The 15,648-nt window shown below is 59.0% G+C and carries 15 protein-coding genes; 3 read left to right on the top strand and 12 right to left on the bottom strand.

Annotated elements, in window-relative coordinates:
- Positions 1 to 106 precede the first annotated feature (106 nt).
- The 9 genes from msrQ to mrcB all read right to left on the bottom strand — a co-directional run bounded on the left by msrQ (position 107) and on the right by mrcB (position 9,923).
- On the bottom strand, positions 107 to 727 hold the full coding sequence (msrQ, locus tag ACZRN6_RS23420) for a protein-methionine-sulfoxide reductase heme-binding subunit MsrQ (RefSeq protein ID WP_464008941.1): 621 nt from the start codon (positions 725 to 727) through the stop codon (positions 107 to 109).
- Positions 727 to 1,740 carry a protein-methionine-sulfoxide reductase catalytic subunit MsrP gene (gene msrP / locus ACZRN6_RS23415; protein WP_322143193.1) on the bottom strand — a complete coding sequence of 338 codons (1,014 nt, stop codon included), beginning with the start codon at positions 1,738 to 1,740 and terminating at the stop codon, positions 727 to 729. Before msrP ends, msrQ begins: the two co-directional genes overlap by 1 nt.
- A gap of 63 nt (positions 1,741 to 1,803) precedes the next feature.
- Positions 1,804 to 2,661 (bottom strand): CDP-diacylglycerol--serine O-phosphatidyltransferase, encoded by an 858-nt coding sequence (gene pssA / locus ACZRN6_RS23410; protein ID WP_322143192.1) that lies wholly within the window; start codon positions 2,659 to 2,661, stop codon positions 1,804 to 1,806.
- Between the two features lie 144 nt (positions 2,662 to 2,805).
- Positions 2,806 to 3,822: a ketol-acid reductoisomerase gene (gene ilvC / locus ACZRN6_RS23405; protein WP_078739114.1), complete on the bottom strand. Its 1,017-nt coding sequence runs from the start codon at positions 3,820 to 3,822 to the stop codon at positions 2,806 to 2,808.
- A gap of 46 nt (positions 3,823 to 3,868) precedes the next feature.
- A complete protein-coding gene (ilvN, locus tag ACZRN6_RS23400; RefSeq protein WP_003176102.1) occupies positions 3,869 to 4,360 on the bottom strand; it encodes an acetolactate synthase small subunit in 492 nt (163 codons plus the stop codon).
- 2 nt (positions 4,361 to 4,362) lie between these two features.
- Complete coding sequence (locus tag ACZRN6_RS23395) at positions 4,363 to 6,087, bottom strand: acetolactate synthase 3 large subunit (protein WP_322143191.1); 1,725 nt, start codon at positions 6,085 to 6,087, stop codon at positions 4,363 to 4,365.
- A gap of 431 nt (positions 6,088 to 6,518) precedes the next feature.
- Positions 6,519 to 6,848 carry a YqcC family protein gene (locus ACZRN6_RS23390; RefSeq protein WP_322143190.1) on the bottom strand — a complete coding sequence of 110 codons (330 nt, stop codon included), beginning with the start codon at positions 6,846 to 6,848 and terminating at the stop codon, positions 6,519 to 6,521.
- Complete coding sequence (locus tag ACZRN6_RS23385) at positions 6,848 to 7,582, bottom strand: tetratricopeptide repeat protein (RefSeq protein ID WP_322143189.1); 735 nt, start codon at positions 7,580 to 7,582, stop codon at positions 6,848 to 6,850. Before ACZRN6_RS23385 ends, ACZRN6_RS23390 begins: the two co-directional genes overlap by 1 nt.
- Before the next feature lie 16 nt (positions 7,583 to 7,598).
- Positions 7,599 to 9,923: a penicillin-binding protein 1B gene (mrcB, locus tag ACZRN6_RS23380; protein WP_464008940.1), complete on the bottom strand. Its 2,325-nt coding sequence runs from the start codon at positions 9,921 to 9,923 to the stop codon at positions 7,599 to 7,601.
- Positions 9,924 to 10,041: 118 nt separating this feature from the next.
- Between mrcB and ACZRN6_RS23375 the strand changes: the two genes are divergently transcribed.
- From ACZRN6_RS23375 to ACZRN6_RS23365, 3 genes are all read left to right on the top strand, one after another.
- On the top strand, positions 10,042 to 11,598 hold the full coding sequence (locus ACZRN6_RS23375; RefSeq protein WP_464008939.1) for a bifunctional aminoglycoside phosphotransferase/ATP-binding protein: 1,557 nt from the start codon (positions 10,042 to 10,044) through the stop codon (positions 11,596 to 11,598).
- Positions 11,599 to 11,692: 94 nt separating this feature from the next.
- Positions 11,693 to 12,037 carry a pentapeptide repeat-containing protein gene (locus tag ACZRN6_RS23370; RefSeq protein ID WP_464008938.1) on the top strand — a complete coding sequence of 115 codons (345 nt, stop codon included), beginning with the start codon at positions 11,693 to 11,695 and terminating at the stop codon, positions 12,035 to 12,037.
- Positions 12,038 to 12,237: 200 nt separating this feature from the next.
- Positions 12,238 to 12,510: a TfoX/Sxy family protein gene (locus tag ACZRN6_RS23365; protein WP_010174414.1), complete on the top strand. Its 273-nt coding sequence runs from the start codon at positions 12,238 to 12,240 to the stop codon at positions 12,508 to 12,510.
- A gap of 256 nt (positions 12,511 to 12,766) precedes the next feature.
- Here the strand turns inward: ACZRN6_RS23365 and ACZRN6_RS23360 are convergent, their stop codons facing one another.
- The 3 genes from ACZRN6_RS23360 to ACZRN6_RS23350 are packed head-to-tail and all read right to left on the bottom strand — an operon-like array spanning position 12,767 to position 15,446.
- Positions 12,767 to 13,534, bottom strand: a complete 768-nt coding sequence (locus ACZRN6_RS23360) for a heme ABC transporter ATP-binding protein (protein ID WP_464008937.1) — start codon at positions 13,532 to 13,534, stop codon at positions 12,767 to 12,769.
- On the bottom strand, positions 13,534 to 14,517 hold the full coding sequence (locus ACZRN6_RS23355) for a FecCD family ABC transporter permease (protein WP_322148611.1): 984 nt from the start codon (positions 14,515 to 14,517) through the stop codon (positions 13,534 to 13,536). The genes ACZRN6_RS23360 and ACZRN6_RS23355 overlap by 1 nt, the downstream gene beginning before the upstream one ends.
- A 50-nt stretch (positions 14,518 to 14,567) precedes the next feature.
- Entirely contained in the window at positions 14,568 to 15,446 is an 879-nt protein-coding gene (locus ACZRN6_RS23350) for a heme/hemin ABC transporter substrate-binding protein (protein ID WP_322143184.1), read from the bottom strand.
- Between the last annotated feature and the right edge of the window lie 202 nt (positions 15,447 to 15,648).

The raw sequence follows: 15,648 nt of genomic DNA, 5'->3' as shown, positions 1-15,648 counted from the left end.
GCTGTCGAAACCTACATAACTCTTTGTTTACCAAGGAGTTTTCCGTTTCGACTGCGCCGGAAGTGGGGCGAATTATAGGCTTTCAGAATCTGCCGTCAAGGGTTAATTACGCTTTTGTTGCAGAAGGTGATTTTTTAGCAATAAGGCGCGGAATTCGGCGCATTACAGGTGGTATGCGCAGGACCAGGAGCAGAGCCCCTATAGATGCATAGACAGCCCACTCTTTCAGATCTGCCCGCACGATCCACAACATGTGCAGCAGACCCAGCCCGAGAATCACATAAACCAGCCGGTGCAACTTCTTCCATCGCGCGCCAAGGCGACGCTGGCTATAGCGATTGGACGTCACCGCCAATACCAATAAGGAAAGAAAGCCCAACGTACCGACAATAATGTAGGGCCGCTTACGCAGTTCGACACCCAGCTGCGACCAATCCAATCCCAGGATAAATACGCAATAGCCGGCCAGGTGCAAAACGACATACGCGAAGCACCACAACCCCAACTGCCGCCGCACTGCAATCCACCCCGCCCACCCGCTGAGTTTCTGCAATGGCGTCATGCCCAGGGTAATCAACAGCAAAATCAAGGTCCCCAACCCCAGCCGATCCACCAGCACTTTGCCGGGATCCGGCCCCAGCGCCAGGCTCCACGCCTCATACAGCCAATACAACGGCCATATCGCTGCGGCTATAAAGACGCCGAACCGCCAGATCGGGTAGCGCATCAATAGTTCTTCCGCAGATCAAGGCCCGTATAAAGAGAGGCGACTTCATCGGAGTAGCCGTTAAACATTTGTGTCTCGCGCACATTGGGACTGAACAGCCCACTGGGCAACCGCCGCTCCCGCGCCTGGGTCCAGCGCGGATGGTCGACGGTCGGGTTCACGTTTGCATAGAACCCATATTCACTCGCGGCAATGCTTTGCCAGGTAGTTTTCGGCTGCTCGCTGACCAGGCTGATGCGCACGATCGACTTAACGCTCTTGAACCCGTACTTCCACGGCACCACTAACCGCAACGGCGCACCGTTCTGATTAGGCAGCTCCCGCCCATACATGCCTACCGCCAGGATCGCCAAAGGATTCATCGCCTCATCCAGCCGCAGCCCTTCTACATAAGGCCAGTCGATCAAGGCGAAGTTGGAGCGCTGCCCCGGCATGCTCTTAGGGTCTTGCAGGGTTTCAAAACGGATGTACTTGGCATTGGAAGTCGGCTCGACGTGCTTGAGCAGTTCCGAAATAGGGAAACCCATCCACGGAATGACCATCGACCATGCCTCTACACAGCGCAGACGGTAGATTCGCTCTTCCAACTGATACGGTTTCATGAAGTCTTCAAGCGCATAGCGCCCAGGCTTGGCGACCTCTCCGTCGATCACCACACTCCAAGGCTCGGTCTTGAGGGAACCGGCATTGGCTGCAGGGTCGCCCTTGTCCGTACCAAACTCATAGAAGTTGTTGTAGTGGGTCGCGTCCTTGAACGGCGTGATCGCCTCATCCTTGACAGTAACCGCCTGCCACTTCGTACTCGGCAGCTTTTCGGCAAACCAGCCGGGCGCCTTGCCCGGCTCGACATCCGCATAACGCGCAGCATCATCCGCACTGGCCCAACGCGGCAGGCTGCTGGCAGCCATGCCGGCAAGCGCACCACCGAGCAAGCTGCGGCGAGAGAAATAGAGGGATTCAGGCGTGACGTCCGATTCTTGGCAATCAGACGCTTTGGGAAACTTGATTAACATGGCAACTCCGCAGCTTTGGAGGACAGATGCACCAATAGACTGCGGAGTATGGGGGAAATTACATTAAGGCAACGTTTTGCGTTGACGAAGATGCAGCAAGTACTGCACCGGCCCGGACGCCGCATAGACAAGGAATGCCAACAGCAAGATTCGCGGCGGGTCACTGAAGACCACAGCGAACACCAGCACCACTGCCAAAATCGCCACAAATGGCACACGCCCCTTGAGGTCCAGCTCCTTGAAGCTGTTGTACTTGATGTTGCTGACCATCAGCATGCCCGCCGCGGCGACCATCAAGGCCACCAGGAACGACATCTTGGAACCCTGGATGCCGTAATCGCTGAATGCCCAGACAATACCCGCCACCACACCTGCGGCTGCCGGGCTGGCCAAGCCAATGAAGTAGCGCTTGTCGGCAGTCCCCACCTGGGTATTGAAGCGTGCCAGGCGCAATGCCGCGCCAGCCACATAGATGAAGGCAACCATCCAGCCGACCTTGCCCATGTCACCCAGCGCCCAGGCGAATGCCAGCAATGCCGGCGCCACCCCAAAGGCAACCATGTCCGACAGCGAGTCGTACTCGGCGCCGAAGGCACTCTGGGTATTGGTCATGCGCGCCACACGCCCATCCAGGCCATCGAGGACCATGGCGACGAAGATCGCAATCGCGGCAAACCCAAAGTACTTGCTCGCTCCGACGGCATCGCCGGCCGCCAGGGCACTTTGGGCACTCATGGAGTTGATGATGGAATAGAACCCTGCAAACAGGTTCGCCGTGGTGAACAGATTGGGCAGAAGATAGATGCCACGATGCCGGACCTTACGGCCTTCAGCATCGTGCCCTTCTTCGATGTGTTCATCGATCGGTAGCAGGCTTTCGGCGTCAGAAGCCTGGTTTGGCTCTTCGGGACGTTCGCTCATGGACTTTACCTTGCAACGGTGTGAAAAATTTCGACAGAAACTTGCGGCGAGTGTTCGCCCGCAAACGATGCAGCTTTATACCAGAACCTGCCCCGCAAACGAAAAAACGCGGCCTAAGCCGCGTTTTCCCTTGGTACGTACGACTTAGTTTTTGGCTTTGTCGACGATCTTGTTGGCACCGATCCACGGCATCATGGAGCGCAGTTGCTCGCCGATGATTTCGATACCGTGAGCGGCGTTGTTACGACGCTTGGCGGTCATCGAAGGGTAGCCGGTTGCGCCTTCGGTGATGAACATTTTGGCGTATTCGCCGTCCTGAATACGTTTCAGGGCGTTGCGCATAGCCTGACGGGACTCGGCGTTGATCACTTCCGGGCCCGTCACGTACTCGCCGTATTCGGCGTTGTTGGAGATCGAGTAGTTCATGTTGGCGATACCGCCTTCGTACATGAGGTCAACGATCAGCTTCAGCTCGTGCAGGCATTCGAAGTAGGCCATTTCTGGCGCGTAGCCTGCTTCAACCAGGGTTTCGAAACCGGCTTTGACCAGCTCAACGGTACCGCCGCACAGAACGGCTTGTTCGCCGAACAGGTCGGTTTCAGTCTCGTCCTTGAAGGTGGTTTCGATGATGCCGGTACGACCGCCACCCACGCCAGCAGCGTAGGACAGTGCAACGTTCTTGGCGTTGCCCGAGGCGTCCTGGTAGATCGCGATCAGGTCAGGGATACCGCCGCCTTTGACGAACTCGGAACGCACGGTGTGGCCCGGTGCTTTCGGCGCGATCATGATCACGTCGAGGTCAGCGCGCGGCACAACCTGGTTGTAGTGAATCGCGAAGCCGTGGGAGAAGGCCAGGGTGGCGCCTTTCTTGATGTTCGGCTCGATTTCGTTCTTGTACAGCGCGGACTGGAACTCGTCCGGGGTCAGGATCATGACCAGGTCGGCAGCAGCAACAGCAGAAGCAACGTCAGTTACTTTCAGGCCGTGAGCTTCAGCCTTGGCAACAGTGGCCGAGCCTTTGCGCAGGCCAACAGTCACGTCAACGCCGGAGTCTTTCAGGTTGCACGCTTGAGCGTGGCCTTGGGAACCGTAGCCGATGATGGCGACTTTTTTGCCCTGGATGATCGACAGGTCACAATCTTTTTCGTAATAAACTTTCATGAGGTTCCTCTATATATCCAGGCCGTTAGGCCATTCACTAATTGGGTTAGATGCTGAGTACTTTGTCGCCACGAGCAATCCCGGTGACGCCACTGCGTACAGTTTCCAGAATCGAGGCCGTCCCGATCGACTGGATGAAGCTGTCCAGCTTGTCGCTTGTGCCGGTCAACTGAACGGTATAAACGCTGGCGCTCACATCGACGATCTGCCCGCGATAAATATCGGTAGTGCGCTTGATCTCGGCACGCTGGGCGCCGGTGGCCTTGACCTTGACCAGCATCAGCTCGCGCTCGATGTGGGCACTTTCCGACAAGTCGACCAGCTTGACCACTTCGATCAGCTTGTTGAGGTTCTTGGTGATCTGCTCGATCACCTCATCATGGCCCACGGTGGTCAACGTCAGGCGCGACAGGGTCGGGTCTTCGGTCGGCGCCACGGTCAGGCTTTCGATGTTGTAGTTGCGTTGCGAAAACAGACCGACCACACGTGACAGGGCGCCCGGTTCGTTCTCCAGAAGCAGGGAGATAATGTGCCGCATGATTAGGTCCGCTCCGTCTTGTTCAGCCACATATCGCGCATGGAGCCGTCTTTGATCTGCATCGGGTAGACGTGCTCGCTGGTGTCGACCTGAATATCAAGGAACACCAGGCGGTCCTTCATGGCGAACGCCTCTTCCATCATCGGCTTCAAATCCTTCAAATCGGTGATACGCATGCCGACATGGCCATAGGCTTCAACCAACTTGACGAAATCTGGCAGCGATTCCATGTAGGAGTGCGAGTGACGGCTGCCGTAGCTCATGTCCTGCCACTGGCGAACCATGCCCAGTACACCATTGTTCAGGCAGACGATCTTCACCGGCAGACCATATTGCAAGCAGGTCGACAGTTCCTGGATGTTCATCTGGATACTGCCTTCGCCGGTGACGCACGCAACGTCGGTGTCCGGGAAGTTCAGCTTCACACCCATGGCCGCAGGAAAACCAAAGCCCATCGTGCCCAGGCCACCGGAGTTGATCCAGCGGTTAGGCTTGTCGAACTTGTAGTACTGCGCCGCGAACATCTGGTGCTGACCCACGTCGGAGGTCACAAAGGCATCGCCCTTGGTCACTTCGCACAGGGTTTCGATCACGGTTTGCGGCTTGATGATGCTGCCGTCGCCCTTGTCGTAAGGGAACAGGCCGCGGTCACCGCGCCACTCATCGATCTGCTTCCACCAGCTGGCAACGGAATCCTTGTTCGGGGCTTCGCCGATTTCCTTCAACGCAGCAACCATTTCGGTCAGCACGCTTTCCACAGGACCTACGATAGGCACGTCGGCCTTGATGGTCTTGGAGATGGATGCCGGGTCGATGTCGATGTGGATGATCTTGGCATTCGGGCAGAATTTGCTCGCGCCGTTGATCACCCGGTCATCGAACCGCGCACCGACGGCGAGAATCACGTCAGCATGGTGCATGGCCAGGTTGGCGGTGTAGCTGCCGTGCATACCGAGCATGCCGACGAACTGACGATCCGAACCCGGGAACGCACCGAGGCCCATCAAGGTATTGGTTACCGGCAGGTTGAGCATCTTGGCCAGTTCGGTCAGCGGTGCGGAACCGCCGCCCAGAATCACCCCGCCACCCGAGTAAAGCACTGGACGCTTGGCCGCCAAGAGCATTTCTGCAGCCTTGCGAATTTGCCCCGAGTGCCCACGAACGGCCGGGCTGTAGGAACGCAGCTTGGCTTTCTTGGGGAAGATGTATTCGAATTTTTCAGCCGGGTTGGTCATGTCTTTCGGAATATCGACCACCACAGGACCCGGGCGACCGGACTGTGCGAGGTAGAACGCCTTCTTCATGACTTCCGGGATTTCCGAGGCATGCTTGATCATGAAGCTGTGTTTCACGATCGGCCGGGAAATACCGATCATGTCGGTTTCCTGGAATGCATCGGTCCCCACCATGGTGCTCGCCACCTGGCCGGAAATGATCACCATCGGAATGGAGTCCATATAAGCCGTCGCGATGCCGGTGATGGCATTGGTCGCGCCAGGGCCGGAAGTTACCAGTACCACACCGGCTTTACCGGTGGCACGGGCATAACCGTCAGCCATATGGGTAGCAGCTTGTTCATGGCGAACCAGGATGTGGGTAACAGCCGGTTCCTTGAACAGTGCGTCGTAGACATGCAGCAGAGCACCGCCTGGGTACCCGTAGATATAGTCGACGCCTTCGTCACGCAAAAAGCGGACGAGCATCTCACCGCCAGATAAAAGCTCCACGTTGTTCACCTCTAAAACGCCAGAATACCGTCCGTTAAAAACCGACGGGTCTTAATAGGTTTACTTCTCAGCAGAGCATGAGCGACGGTGGTCGCCGACTACGTCAGCACTGACTGAGCAAGTATTGGGAGCGTCCCAAGTGTTGCGGGATTTTCCCACCCAGCGCGAGGTAACGCGTTGCGGGTGTAACAGGTCGGCGCGGGTGTGCGCCTCATGATCTGCTGAGTGGGTCTGCTTCTGGCAGTCCCTCTACAGCGGACTTTGGATTCTTCTGTTTCAGCCCCTCCAAGTCAAGCAATAATTGCGCTTTTTTCCAACTAAGCGCATGAGAACGTAGAAGAAAGGGGCTTGAGGAGGGATAAAACTCGCCTGAATGGCGCAAAGCGGTAGAAATATGCGCAAGACTGCCGGAAAAACCGGCAGCCAGGCAATTAACGAGCGTCGACGATCAGTTGATCGAACTTTTTCAGCGCAGCCCGCAGGCCTTGGCTTTCAAGCGGCCGATCGGCGTAAACCATCTCGGCCATCTCCAAAATCCCTGACGCATTGGGTAACGGCAGGTCCTGCTCAAGGATTTGCTTCATCCGTGTCAGGAAAATCCATTGCAGCCACTGGTGAAAGTCCAGGGTGTCGACAGAAAAGGGTTCGACGCTGCTCAAGGCCTCGGCGCCGGGGGACACGTCGTCCCACCAGCCCTGCATGCGCAGCTCACGCTCGATCAACAATAACTGTTCGGCGATCGCCGGAAAGCGTGCATCCATCAGAGGCTTACCTTGGCTTTCTGCCGAGCCTGGGCAGCACCGGAAGCATCGCCCTGCTTCTCACGGGCATCGCCAATCAGGCTCCACAGGCTGGCCTGCAGATCCGGGCGACCATTGGCCAGGGTCAGGCCACGGCGGGCAAACTGCTCTGCTTGCGGGGCATCGCCCTGGGCCATGCGGACCTGCGCCAGACGGTAAAGCACTTGCGGCTCCCGCGGCGCCACACGCTGGGCGCGCTCAAGGCTCGACGATGCGCCGTTCAAGTCGCCACCCGACTGCTGCTGTTGAGCAGTAGTCAGCAAGGCCAATACCGGACCATCCAGCTGTTCATCTGCTGACAAGCCACCGGCGTTGCTGGCGGACGGAATCCCGCTCGGCGTCGACGGCATGTTGTAGGTGCCTTGGCTGATCGGCGCCTGTTGAACCGGCGTAGAGTCGATCGGGCCCGAGGTGCTCGGGCCTGGCGTCCACGGCTGGGTGCTGATCGGTGCCGAGGTAGTTGCGCCACCGCCCGGGATCATTACCACCACACCGGAATCCTGAGGCACGGCTTGCGCCTTTGCCTGAGCCGGGCGGTTAGTGACGGTTTGACGGAAGCCGCCATTGGCCGAAATCCGGTCGTTGTTCGACACCGTGGTACTGGAATCCACCACCGGGATAGAACCCCGCTCCACACTGGCGCAACCACCGAGTAATGCCAAAACTGTAATAGCTGGAATCAACAACTTGTTCACGTGAAACCCTCTTTGCTTAATGCATCCAGCCCTTGACCCAATCCATCACCGATTCAGCACTCGCGGGTGCACTGGCACCGCACGCTGCGCCGGGTGGCGGTTCGCTGCCGCGAATATACGGCATCTGCACGGCGCCCGGACAGTTGGCATCGGAACCTTGCCCTGTATGCGGATCGATCCAGGCCTGGACGATATTGTCTGGCTGCGGCATGTTCAGCGGCAGTGGATCGGCCTTCTTCATGAAACTGGTCCATACCTGCAACGCGCCAGTGGCACCGGTGAAGGGTGTCTTGCCGTTGTCATCACGCCCCAGCCAAACCACCGCCAGCAAATCCTGACTGAAACCGGCGAACCAGCTGTCCCGCGAATCGTTACTGGTACCGCTCTTGCCGGCCAACGTGAGGTTGGCAGGCAGCACGTTATAGGCCGAGCGCCCGGTACCTTCACGCATCACGCGCTGCATGGCGTTCTGGATCAGGTAGATCGAGGCCGGGTCGAAGCGCTGCTGAATCTGGAACGGATAACGCTTGAGCGGTTCGCCTTCGGCCGTCAACACGCTGCGAATCCCGCGCATCGGCGTATTGAAACCACCGTTGGCCAGAGTCTGGTACATGGTTGCCACTTCCATCGGGCTCATCGCACCCGCGCCCAACAGCATCGATGGGAATGCCGGGAACTCACGCGTGATGCCCAACCGGGCGAGCGTCTTGAGCACATTCGGCACGCCCAGCTCAAGGCCGAGGCGAGAAGTCGAGATGTTGTAGGAATGCGCCAAGCCCTGATACAGGAAAATCGTACCGTGGGAGCGACGATCAAAGTTATGCGGCGTCCACATCTGGCCATCGGCACCTTTGACCGACAACGGGTCATCGGACAGCCAACTGGTCAGGGTGTACTTGCTCGGTTTTTCCAGCGCGGTCAGGTACACCGCCGGCTTGACCAGCGAACCAATTGGCCGCACTGCGTCGAGCGCCCGGTTGAAGCCGGCAAAGCTGGCCTGGCGACTGCCGATCATGGCCTGAACTTCACCGGTCTCCGGATTGGTCACCACCATCGCGGCCTCAACCTCGTCGGAGCCTTTACGGCCCGCCAGGCGCTTGAAGGTGTCGTTGACCGAGGCTTCGGCTTTCATCTGCAGGATCGGGTCGAAACTGGTGAAGATGCGCAAGCCCTCTTCGGTCAAGTCTTCGTCGCGGTAGTCTTCACGCAACTGGCGTTTGACCAGGTCGATAAAGCCCGGGAATGAACTGTCGGCAAGCTTGCCGCGAGTGGTCACACCCAGTGGCATTTTCTTCGCGGCAGCGACTTGTTCAGGCGTGGCGACGCCTTGCTGCTCAAGTACATCAAGCACCAGATTACGGCGTTCCAGCGCGCGCTCCGGGTTGCGACGCGGGTTGTAGTAGGACGGCCCCTTGACCATGCCCACCAGCAACGCCACCTGATGCAGCTTTAGCTCGGACAGCGGCTGGCCAAAGAAAAACTGGCTGGCCAGACCGAACCCGTGCACCGCACGCTGACCGTCCTGGCCGACAAACACCTCATTGAGGTATGCCTCAAGAATTTCCTGCTTGCTGTAATGCAGCTCCAGCAGCATCGCCATCATGGCTTCGGTCAGCTTGCGGGTCAGGCTGCGCTCGTTGGTCAGGTAGAAGTTCTTGACCAATTGTTGCGTCAGCGTACTGCCGCCCTGAGTCATCTTGCCGCCGGAGGTATTGACCCAAACAGCACGGGCGATGGACTTGGGCGATACGCCCCAGTGACTGTAGAAGTCCCGGTCTTCCACTGCAATCAGGGTATCCAACAGGTAAGGCGGCACCTGATCAAGCTTGATCAGGATGCGGTCTTCCAGGTTTTTAGGATAAATCCCACCGATCATTAAGGGTTCCAGGCGCACCACCGGCAATTTCGAGCCGTTGAGCGAGGACAGTTCAGCCACATAGTCGCCAGAGAAGCGCACGCGCACCGGCTGGGGTTTTTCCAGCCCCTCATAGAACTGGAAGCCGCGAGTGTTCAAGTCCACGGTGTTGCCGCTGACGGCTGCGGCGCCGGGGCCATTGCTTACGGCTTCGCGGCGATAGCCCAGGGCGTCGAGCTCGGTGAGGAAGTCATCCTTGCTCAACTTCTGGCCGGTGAACAGTTCCAGCGGGCGTGCGTAGACCTTGGCCGGAATGGTCCAGCGCTTGCCGGAGAACTTCTCCTGGACCACGGCATCAAGGTAAACCGCGAAGCCGGCGATCACTACAAGCCCCACCAGGCTGAGCTTAAGCGCCCAGCCCAGCCAGGGGCGCAGGCCGCGGGAAAGAGGTTTTTTACGGGAACGGGGAGATCGGGTACGAGTCATGGCGGCGGATTATACGCACTTTATTGATGACCAACATGAGCCGGACAGCGGTTTGCACGACCGTCTGTAGCAGCCATAATGCCCGCCATGAATTTTCCCAGACTCTGAAGGATCGCCCGTGAGCCAGTCCCTGATTACTGCCCTGCAAAACCCGGCCCTGTTTCCTCATCCGGTAGGTCAATTCCAAGTCATCGAAACCCATATTTCCTGGGTCCTGCTCACGGGTGAATTCGCCTATAAGATGAAGAAACCGGTGAATTTCGGTTTTCTCGACTTCACCAACCTGCAAGCCCGCGGTCACTTCTGCAATGAAGAGCTGCGCCTCAACCAGCGACTGACCGATGATTTGTATCTTGAAGTGTTGCCAATCACCGGTAGCGCCGAATCACCGCAATTGGGCGGTGACGGTCCCGTGGTCGACTACGTGCTCAAAATGCGTCAGTTCCCGCAAAGCCAACTACTCAGCACCTTGCAAGCCAACGGCGAACTGACCAGCGCGCACATCGACGAAATGGCCAGGCAAATCGCGCACTTCCATCTGAACGCCCCGAAAGTCCCGGCAGCCCACTCCGCCGGCACGCCGCACGACGTCATGGCGCCGGTGCTGCAGAACTTCGAGCAGATCCGCCCGTTCCTCAGTGACAAGGCCGACCTGGTGCAACTGGATGCCTTGCAGGCCTGGGCCGAAAGCAGCTTCGAGCGCCTCAAGCCTTTGTTCGAACAGCGCAAGCTCAATGGCTTCACCCGTGAATGCCACGGTGATATCCACCTGGGCAACGCCACGATGATTGATGGCCACGTAGTGATTTTCGACTGCATCGAGTTCAACGAGCCGTTCCGCTTCACCGATGTGTATGCCGACACCGGCTTCCTGGCGATGGACCTGGAAGACCGTGGCCTCAAGAGCCTGGCGCGGCGCTTCATCAGCCAGTACCTGGAGCTGACCGGCGACTACCAAGGCCTGGAGGTGCTGAACTTCTACAAAGCCTACCGTGCCCTGGTACGCGCCAAGGTCGCACTGTTCAGCATGCCTTCCGAGGCGGACGCCGTGCAGCGCGCGACCACGCTGCGCCAATACCGCAACTACGCCAACCTGGCAGAAAGCTACAGCACCATCCCATCGCGCTTCCTGGCCATCACGCATGGCGTATCGGCCGTTGGCAAAAGCCATGTGTCCATGCGCCTGGTAGAAGCACTGGGTGCAATTCGCCTGCGTTCAGATGTGGAACGCAAGCGGCTGTTTGGCGAGCAGAAGGTCGAGAACACACCCCAGGCCGGAATCTACGCCTCAAACGCCAGCGCTGCGACCTACGCGCGCCTGAACGAAATCGCCGACACCGTGCTGCGGGCCGGTTTCCCGGTAGTACTGGATGCGACCTTCCTCAAGCGCGAGCAACGCGATGCAGCGGCCAAAATTGCCGAGGCTACCGGTGCGCCGTTCCTGATCCTCGACTGCAATGCGCCACAGCCCGTGATCGCCGCTTGGCTGGCACAGCGCCAGGCAGACAAGAACGATCCATCCGACGCCACCCTGACGATCATCGAAGAGCAACAGGCCACCCGTGATCCGCTCAGTGCCGAAGAGTTGCTGCTCAGCAAACGCGTAGAGACCAATGAAAGCGGGACTCTGGATGCATTAGTGGCCCATATTCGCCAACGCCTGCCGGGCCTGTAAGAAATATTTCTTGGTCGTGTAGCCTTCCAGGGCTCACGACCCGGCAACAGTGGCACTATAATGGCGTCATAATTCCAACACGGGAGTCGCCATTGTGAGCCAGCCAAAGCTACTTGATACCCCGCTCTACGCGCTTTTGCATAAAGATGACATCCGTGGCTTCAACCAGGAGCGCCCGCAAGATGGGGCCATCGATATGCGCGGCGGCGACTTTCGCGGCCTGGACCTGCGCGAACTGAACGCGCAAGGGGTGGATTTCACCGATGCTTACTTCCGCTCCGCGGACTTGCGTGGCCTGGATTTGCGTGGGTGCCCACTGGAAGGCGCGAGCCTGGCACATGCGCAAATCTCCGGCACTTACTTCCCGCCTGAATTGAGCGCCGACGAGATCCTGATGTCCGTCAATTTCGGCACGCGCTTGCGCTATCGCACTCGATAAACAGCGGTATCGGCACCCGGCTGTGCGCAAGCGTACCGGGGCGCCTCGCCCCTTTCCCACATCAAAATCCCGCCTGCCTTAGATGCTTTTAGGTCGTTGCCGACCAAAGAACTACGCTTTTCCTACTGAGCGCTACACTCCTTTCAGGCTTGCCTGGTCACGATACCCACCGAACCATTCGGCCGTCGCAAGGAGGCTTGATGAATGATGAGCTGCAACACCTGAAAAACCTTGGCAAGACGTCGGCGCAATGGCTGCATGCGGTGGGCATCCACAGCGCGTCCGACCTGCGCCGCCTGGGGGCAGTCGACGCTTATCGCGCCGTACGTACCCGTGGCTTCAGGGCATCCAAAGTGTTGTTGTACGCCATTGAAGGCGCACTGATGGATGTGCACTGGAATGACATTCCTGTTGAACGCAAGGAAGCTTTAAACCGTCAGCTGGACGCTCTTTCGGCTCGCCAGAAGAATTGAGTCGGCAACTTGCACCAACGTTTGCTGGGGCTGCAACCCAATATTTGAGGAAATCCGAAGAAGTCGCAAAACAAATGTTGACTCTCAAATGAGAATCGTTATGATTATCACAACTGGTCGCGAGATCAGCCGATAACTGGAAGACCATTGGTTCGGACTCTCAGATTATCTCCTCATCAGGCTAATCACGGTTATTTGACCCGGCTCTTGCCGGGTCTTTTTTTGCCTGCAGAAAGCGGCCCGAAAAGGCAGTGCTTCAGCGTGCAATGATCAATGGATGCCCACGCTCGGGGTGCGGCTGTACCAGCACATCCAGCCCGAATACCGCCTTGAGCGGTTCAGGCCGCAAGACCTGCCCAGGCGTATCCAAGGCATGGGGCCGCCCACCTTCGAGCAGCAGGATGCGATCACAGTAGCGCGCCGCCAGGTTCAGGTCGTGAAGAATCACCAACACGGCCGCACCACGGTCGGCAAAGGTGCGAATCGCTTGCAAGGTGGTGTGCTGGTGCAGCGGGTCAAGCATCGATGTTGGCTCATCCAGCAGCAAGGTCTGCCCCGCCTCACCCGGCCACAGCTGCGCCAGCACCCGCGCCAGGTGCACACGCTGCCTTTCGCCGCCCGACAACGCCAGGTAGCTGCGACCGCTCAAGTGTCCGACGTCGGCGGCCTGCAAGGCCGCGCTGATAATTTCATCGTCACGCACCCGACCGGTTTGATGGGGCAAGCGCCCCATGCCAACCACTTCTTCGACACGAAAGGCAAAGTCCAGGGTCGAGGCCTGCGGCAGTACCGCCAGGCGCTGGGCACGCTGGGCGCCGGCCCAGTCTTTCAGCTCGCGCTGGTCCAGCCATACGCGCCCCTGGTCCGCGTGAAGCTCGCCGCATAACGCACCAAGCAAGGTACTTTTACCAGCGCCGTTGGGGCCCAGCACACCGAGCACCTCACCCGGTAGCAGCTCCAGGGTGACATCCGCCAATACGGTTTTACGCCCACGGCGGATCAGCAGGTCTTCTACTCGTAGCATCAGGCACGCCCTCGCAACAACAGGTAGAGGAAAAACGGCGCACCGATAAACGCAGTAACAATACCAATCGGCAATTCAGCCGGGGCCAAGGCCAGGCGAGCCACCAGGTCGGCGAACAGCAGCAAACTCGCCCCCGCCAGCACCGAGGCCGGCAGCAATACCCGGTGATCCGGCCCCGCCAGCAGGCGCACCAGATGCGGCACCACCAGCCCAACAAAACCGATCATGCCCGCGGCCGCCACTGCGGCACCCACGCCAAGCGCGGTGCAGAACACCAATTCACGCTTGAGGCCTTCAACATCAATCCCCAAGTGGCTGGCTTCCGACTCACCCAGCAACAATGCATTCAGCGCCTTGGCCCGGCGCGGCAACCATAGGGCTACGCCGGCGCTCACCAGCAACAGCGGCCACAGTCGCGAATAACTGGCGCCGTTCAGACTGCCCAGGTTCCAGAACGTCAAGGTGCGCAAGGTGGCGTCATCCGCCAGGTAGGTAAACAGCCCCACTGCCGAACTGGCGAGGGCCGTCAGGGCGATGCCCGCCAGCAACATGGTCGCGACATTGGTTTGGCCATTGCGCCGCCCCAGCCGATAGACCAGCGCTGTCACCCCCAAACCACCGAGAAAGGCACATAGCGATAGCAGATACGGCCCAAGCGCGTCCGGCACGCCACCCAAAAAAGAACCACCGACAATCGCAATCGCTGCGCCCAGCGCCGCGCCGCTGGACACCCCGACCAAGCCGGGGTCGGCCAAGGGGTTACGAAACAACCCCTGCATCGCAACGCCCGAAAGCGCCAGGACCCCGCCGACGGCCAGGCCCAATAACGTACGCGGCAAGCGAATCTGCCCGAGGATCAACTCCGCCTGCTCCAGGCCCTGCGCCTCGATAGGCACACCCAGTAAACGCAACGCTGCTCGCAAGGTGTCGATCAACGGCAAGCTGACCGGCCCCAAGGCCAATGACAGCCAGATCGCAAGCACACACAGCAGGCTCAAGCCAATAAACAAGGTTCGCGGTTTAACCAGAGTGGTCATTGGGCAGTTTTAGCCTGGGATGGATAAAATCCGGCGGAGAGTTTCACCAGGCTTTGCGGCAAGCGCGGCCCAAGCCCACCCACCAGCAGCGTCGGGTCCAGTTCATAGACGCGCCCGTTCCTGGCTGCCGGCGTCGAAGCCAGGATCGGGTTCTCCTTGAACAGCGCCGCGCGGGCTGCGTCACCCGTCAAGGCACGGTCGGCGAACACCAGCACGTCCGGGTTGAGCCCCGCCAGCGACTCCACGGAAAACGGTTTGTAACCACTGTGGGTCGCCAGGTTATGGCCGCCGGCCTGCTGCAGCATCCAGTCAGCCGCCGTGTCTTTACCCGCGATCAGCGGTTTGCCACCGGCATGCCCCAGCAACAACAGCACTCCCGGTGCTTTTTGCGTGGCCTGCGCGTTGGTCACCCAATTCTTTTGTTGATCCAGTTGTTTCTGATAGTCGCTGAACAGCTCCGCAGCCCTGGCTTCGGTGCCCAGCAGCTTGCCCAAATGCTGAAGGTTGCCTTGCAAGGTCGGCAGGTCCGGCTCGGCCGAAAACAGCTCTACTTTCACACCGGCATTGCGGATTTGCGCCAGCACTGGCGGCGGGCCCATCTCCTCGGTGCCGACCAGGATTTGCGGGCGCAAGCTCAAGATGCCTTCTGCCGACAACTGGCGCTGATAACCAATGCTCGGCAACGCCTTGAGGGATTCTGGATGCTGGCTGGTGGTGTCCACGCCCACCAGTTTCGACTCACCGCCCAGGGCCGTCACCCATTCCGATAACGCGCCACCGGCACTGACCCAGCGTTGTGGCAGTTCAGAGGCTTGGGCCCCAGCGTTGACCAGCAGTCCGACAACGAGCGCAATAGCGCTGGTACTCAGGCGCATAACAGGGTTTCCTTCCAGGAGGTGAGCCCGCTGAAACACTCGCAATGTGACAGATCAACGCTGCCCGACATCGTACAGAGCGCCCAGTCAGCTACGGGCGAAGCCGGCATTTGATAATTGTTTGCATTTGCACGTCAAGCTCCGGGGCGCTGCGGCCCACCCAGGATAGCCTTGCAGCCCACAAACGGCGGTACTTAAGGAT

The sequence above is a fragment of the Pseudomonas sp. A125 genome (assembly GCF_055409485.1).
Note: the sequence above shows the minus strand (reverse complement) of the source record. Positions and strands in the feature narration are given on the sequence as shown.

Excerpts from the sequence above, each read along its gene's own strand:
- msrQ (WP_464008941.1), bottom strand. The coding sequence starts at position 727 with ATGCGCTACCCGATCTGGCGGTTCGGCGTCTTTATAGCCGCAGCGATA.
- msrP (WP_322143193.1), bottom strand. The coding sequence starts at position 1,740 with ATGTTAATCAAGTTTCCCAAAGCGTCTGATTGCCAAGAATCGGACGTC.
- pssA (WP_322143192.1), bottom strand. The coding sequence starts at position 2,661 with ATGAGCGAACGTCCCGAAGAGCCAAACCAGGCTTCTGACGCCGAAAGC.
- ilvC (WP_078739114.1), bottom strand. The coding sequence starts at position 3,822 with ATGAAAGTTTATTACGAAAAAGATTGTGACCTGTCGATCATCCAGGGC.
- ilvN (WP_003176102.1), bottom strand. The coding sequence starts at position 4,360 with ATGCGGCACATTATCTCCCTGCTTCTGGAGAACGAACCGGGCGCCCTG.
- ACZRN6_RS23390 (WP_322143190.1), bottom strand. The coding sequence starts at position 6,848 with ATGGATGCACGCTTTCCGGCGATCGCCGAACAGTTATTGTTGATCGAG.
- mrcB (WP_464008940.1), bottom strand. The coding sequence starts at position 9,923 with ATGACTCGTACCCGATCTCCCCGTTCCCGTAAAAAACCTCTTTCCCGC.
- ACZRN6_RS23365 (WP_010174414.1), top strand. The coding sequence starts at position 12,238 with ATGAATGATGAGCTGCAACACCTGAAAAACCTTGGCAAGACGTCGGCG.
- ACZRN6_RS23360 (WP_464008937.1), bottom strand. The coding sequence starts at position 13,534 with ATGCTACGAGTAGAAGACCTGCTGATCCGCCGTGGGCGTAAAACCGTA.
- ACZRN6_RS23350 (WP_322143184.1), bottom strand. The coding sequence starts at position 15,446 with ATGCGCCTGAGTACCAGCGCTATTGCGCTCGTTGTCGGACTGCTGGTC.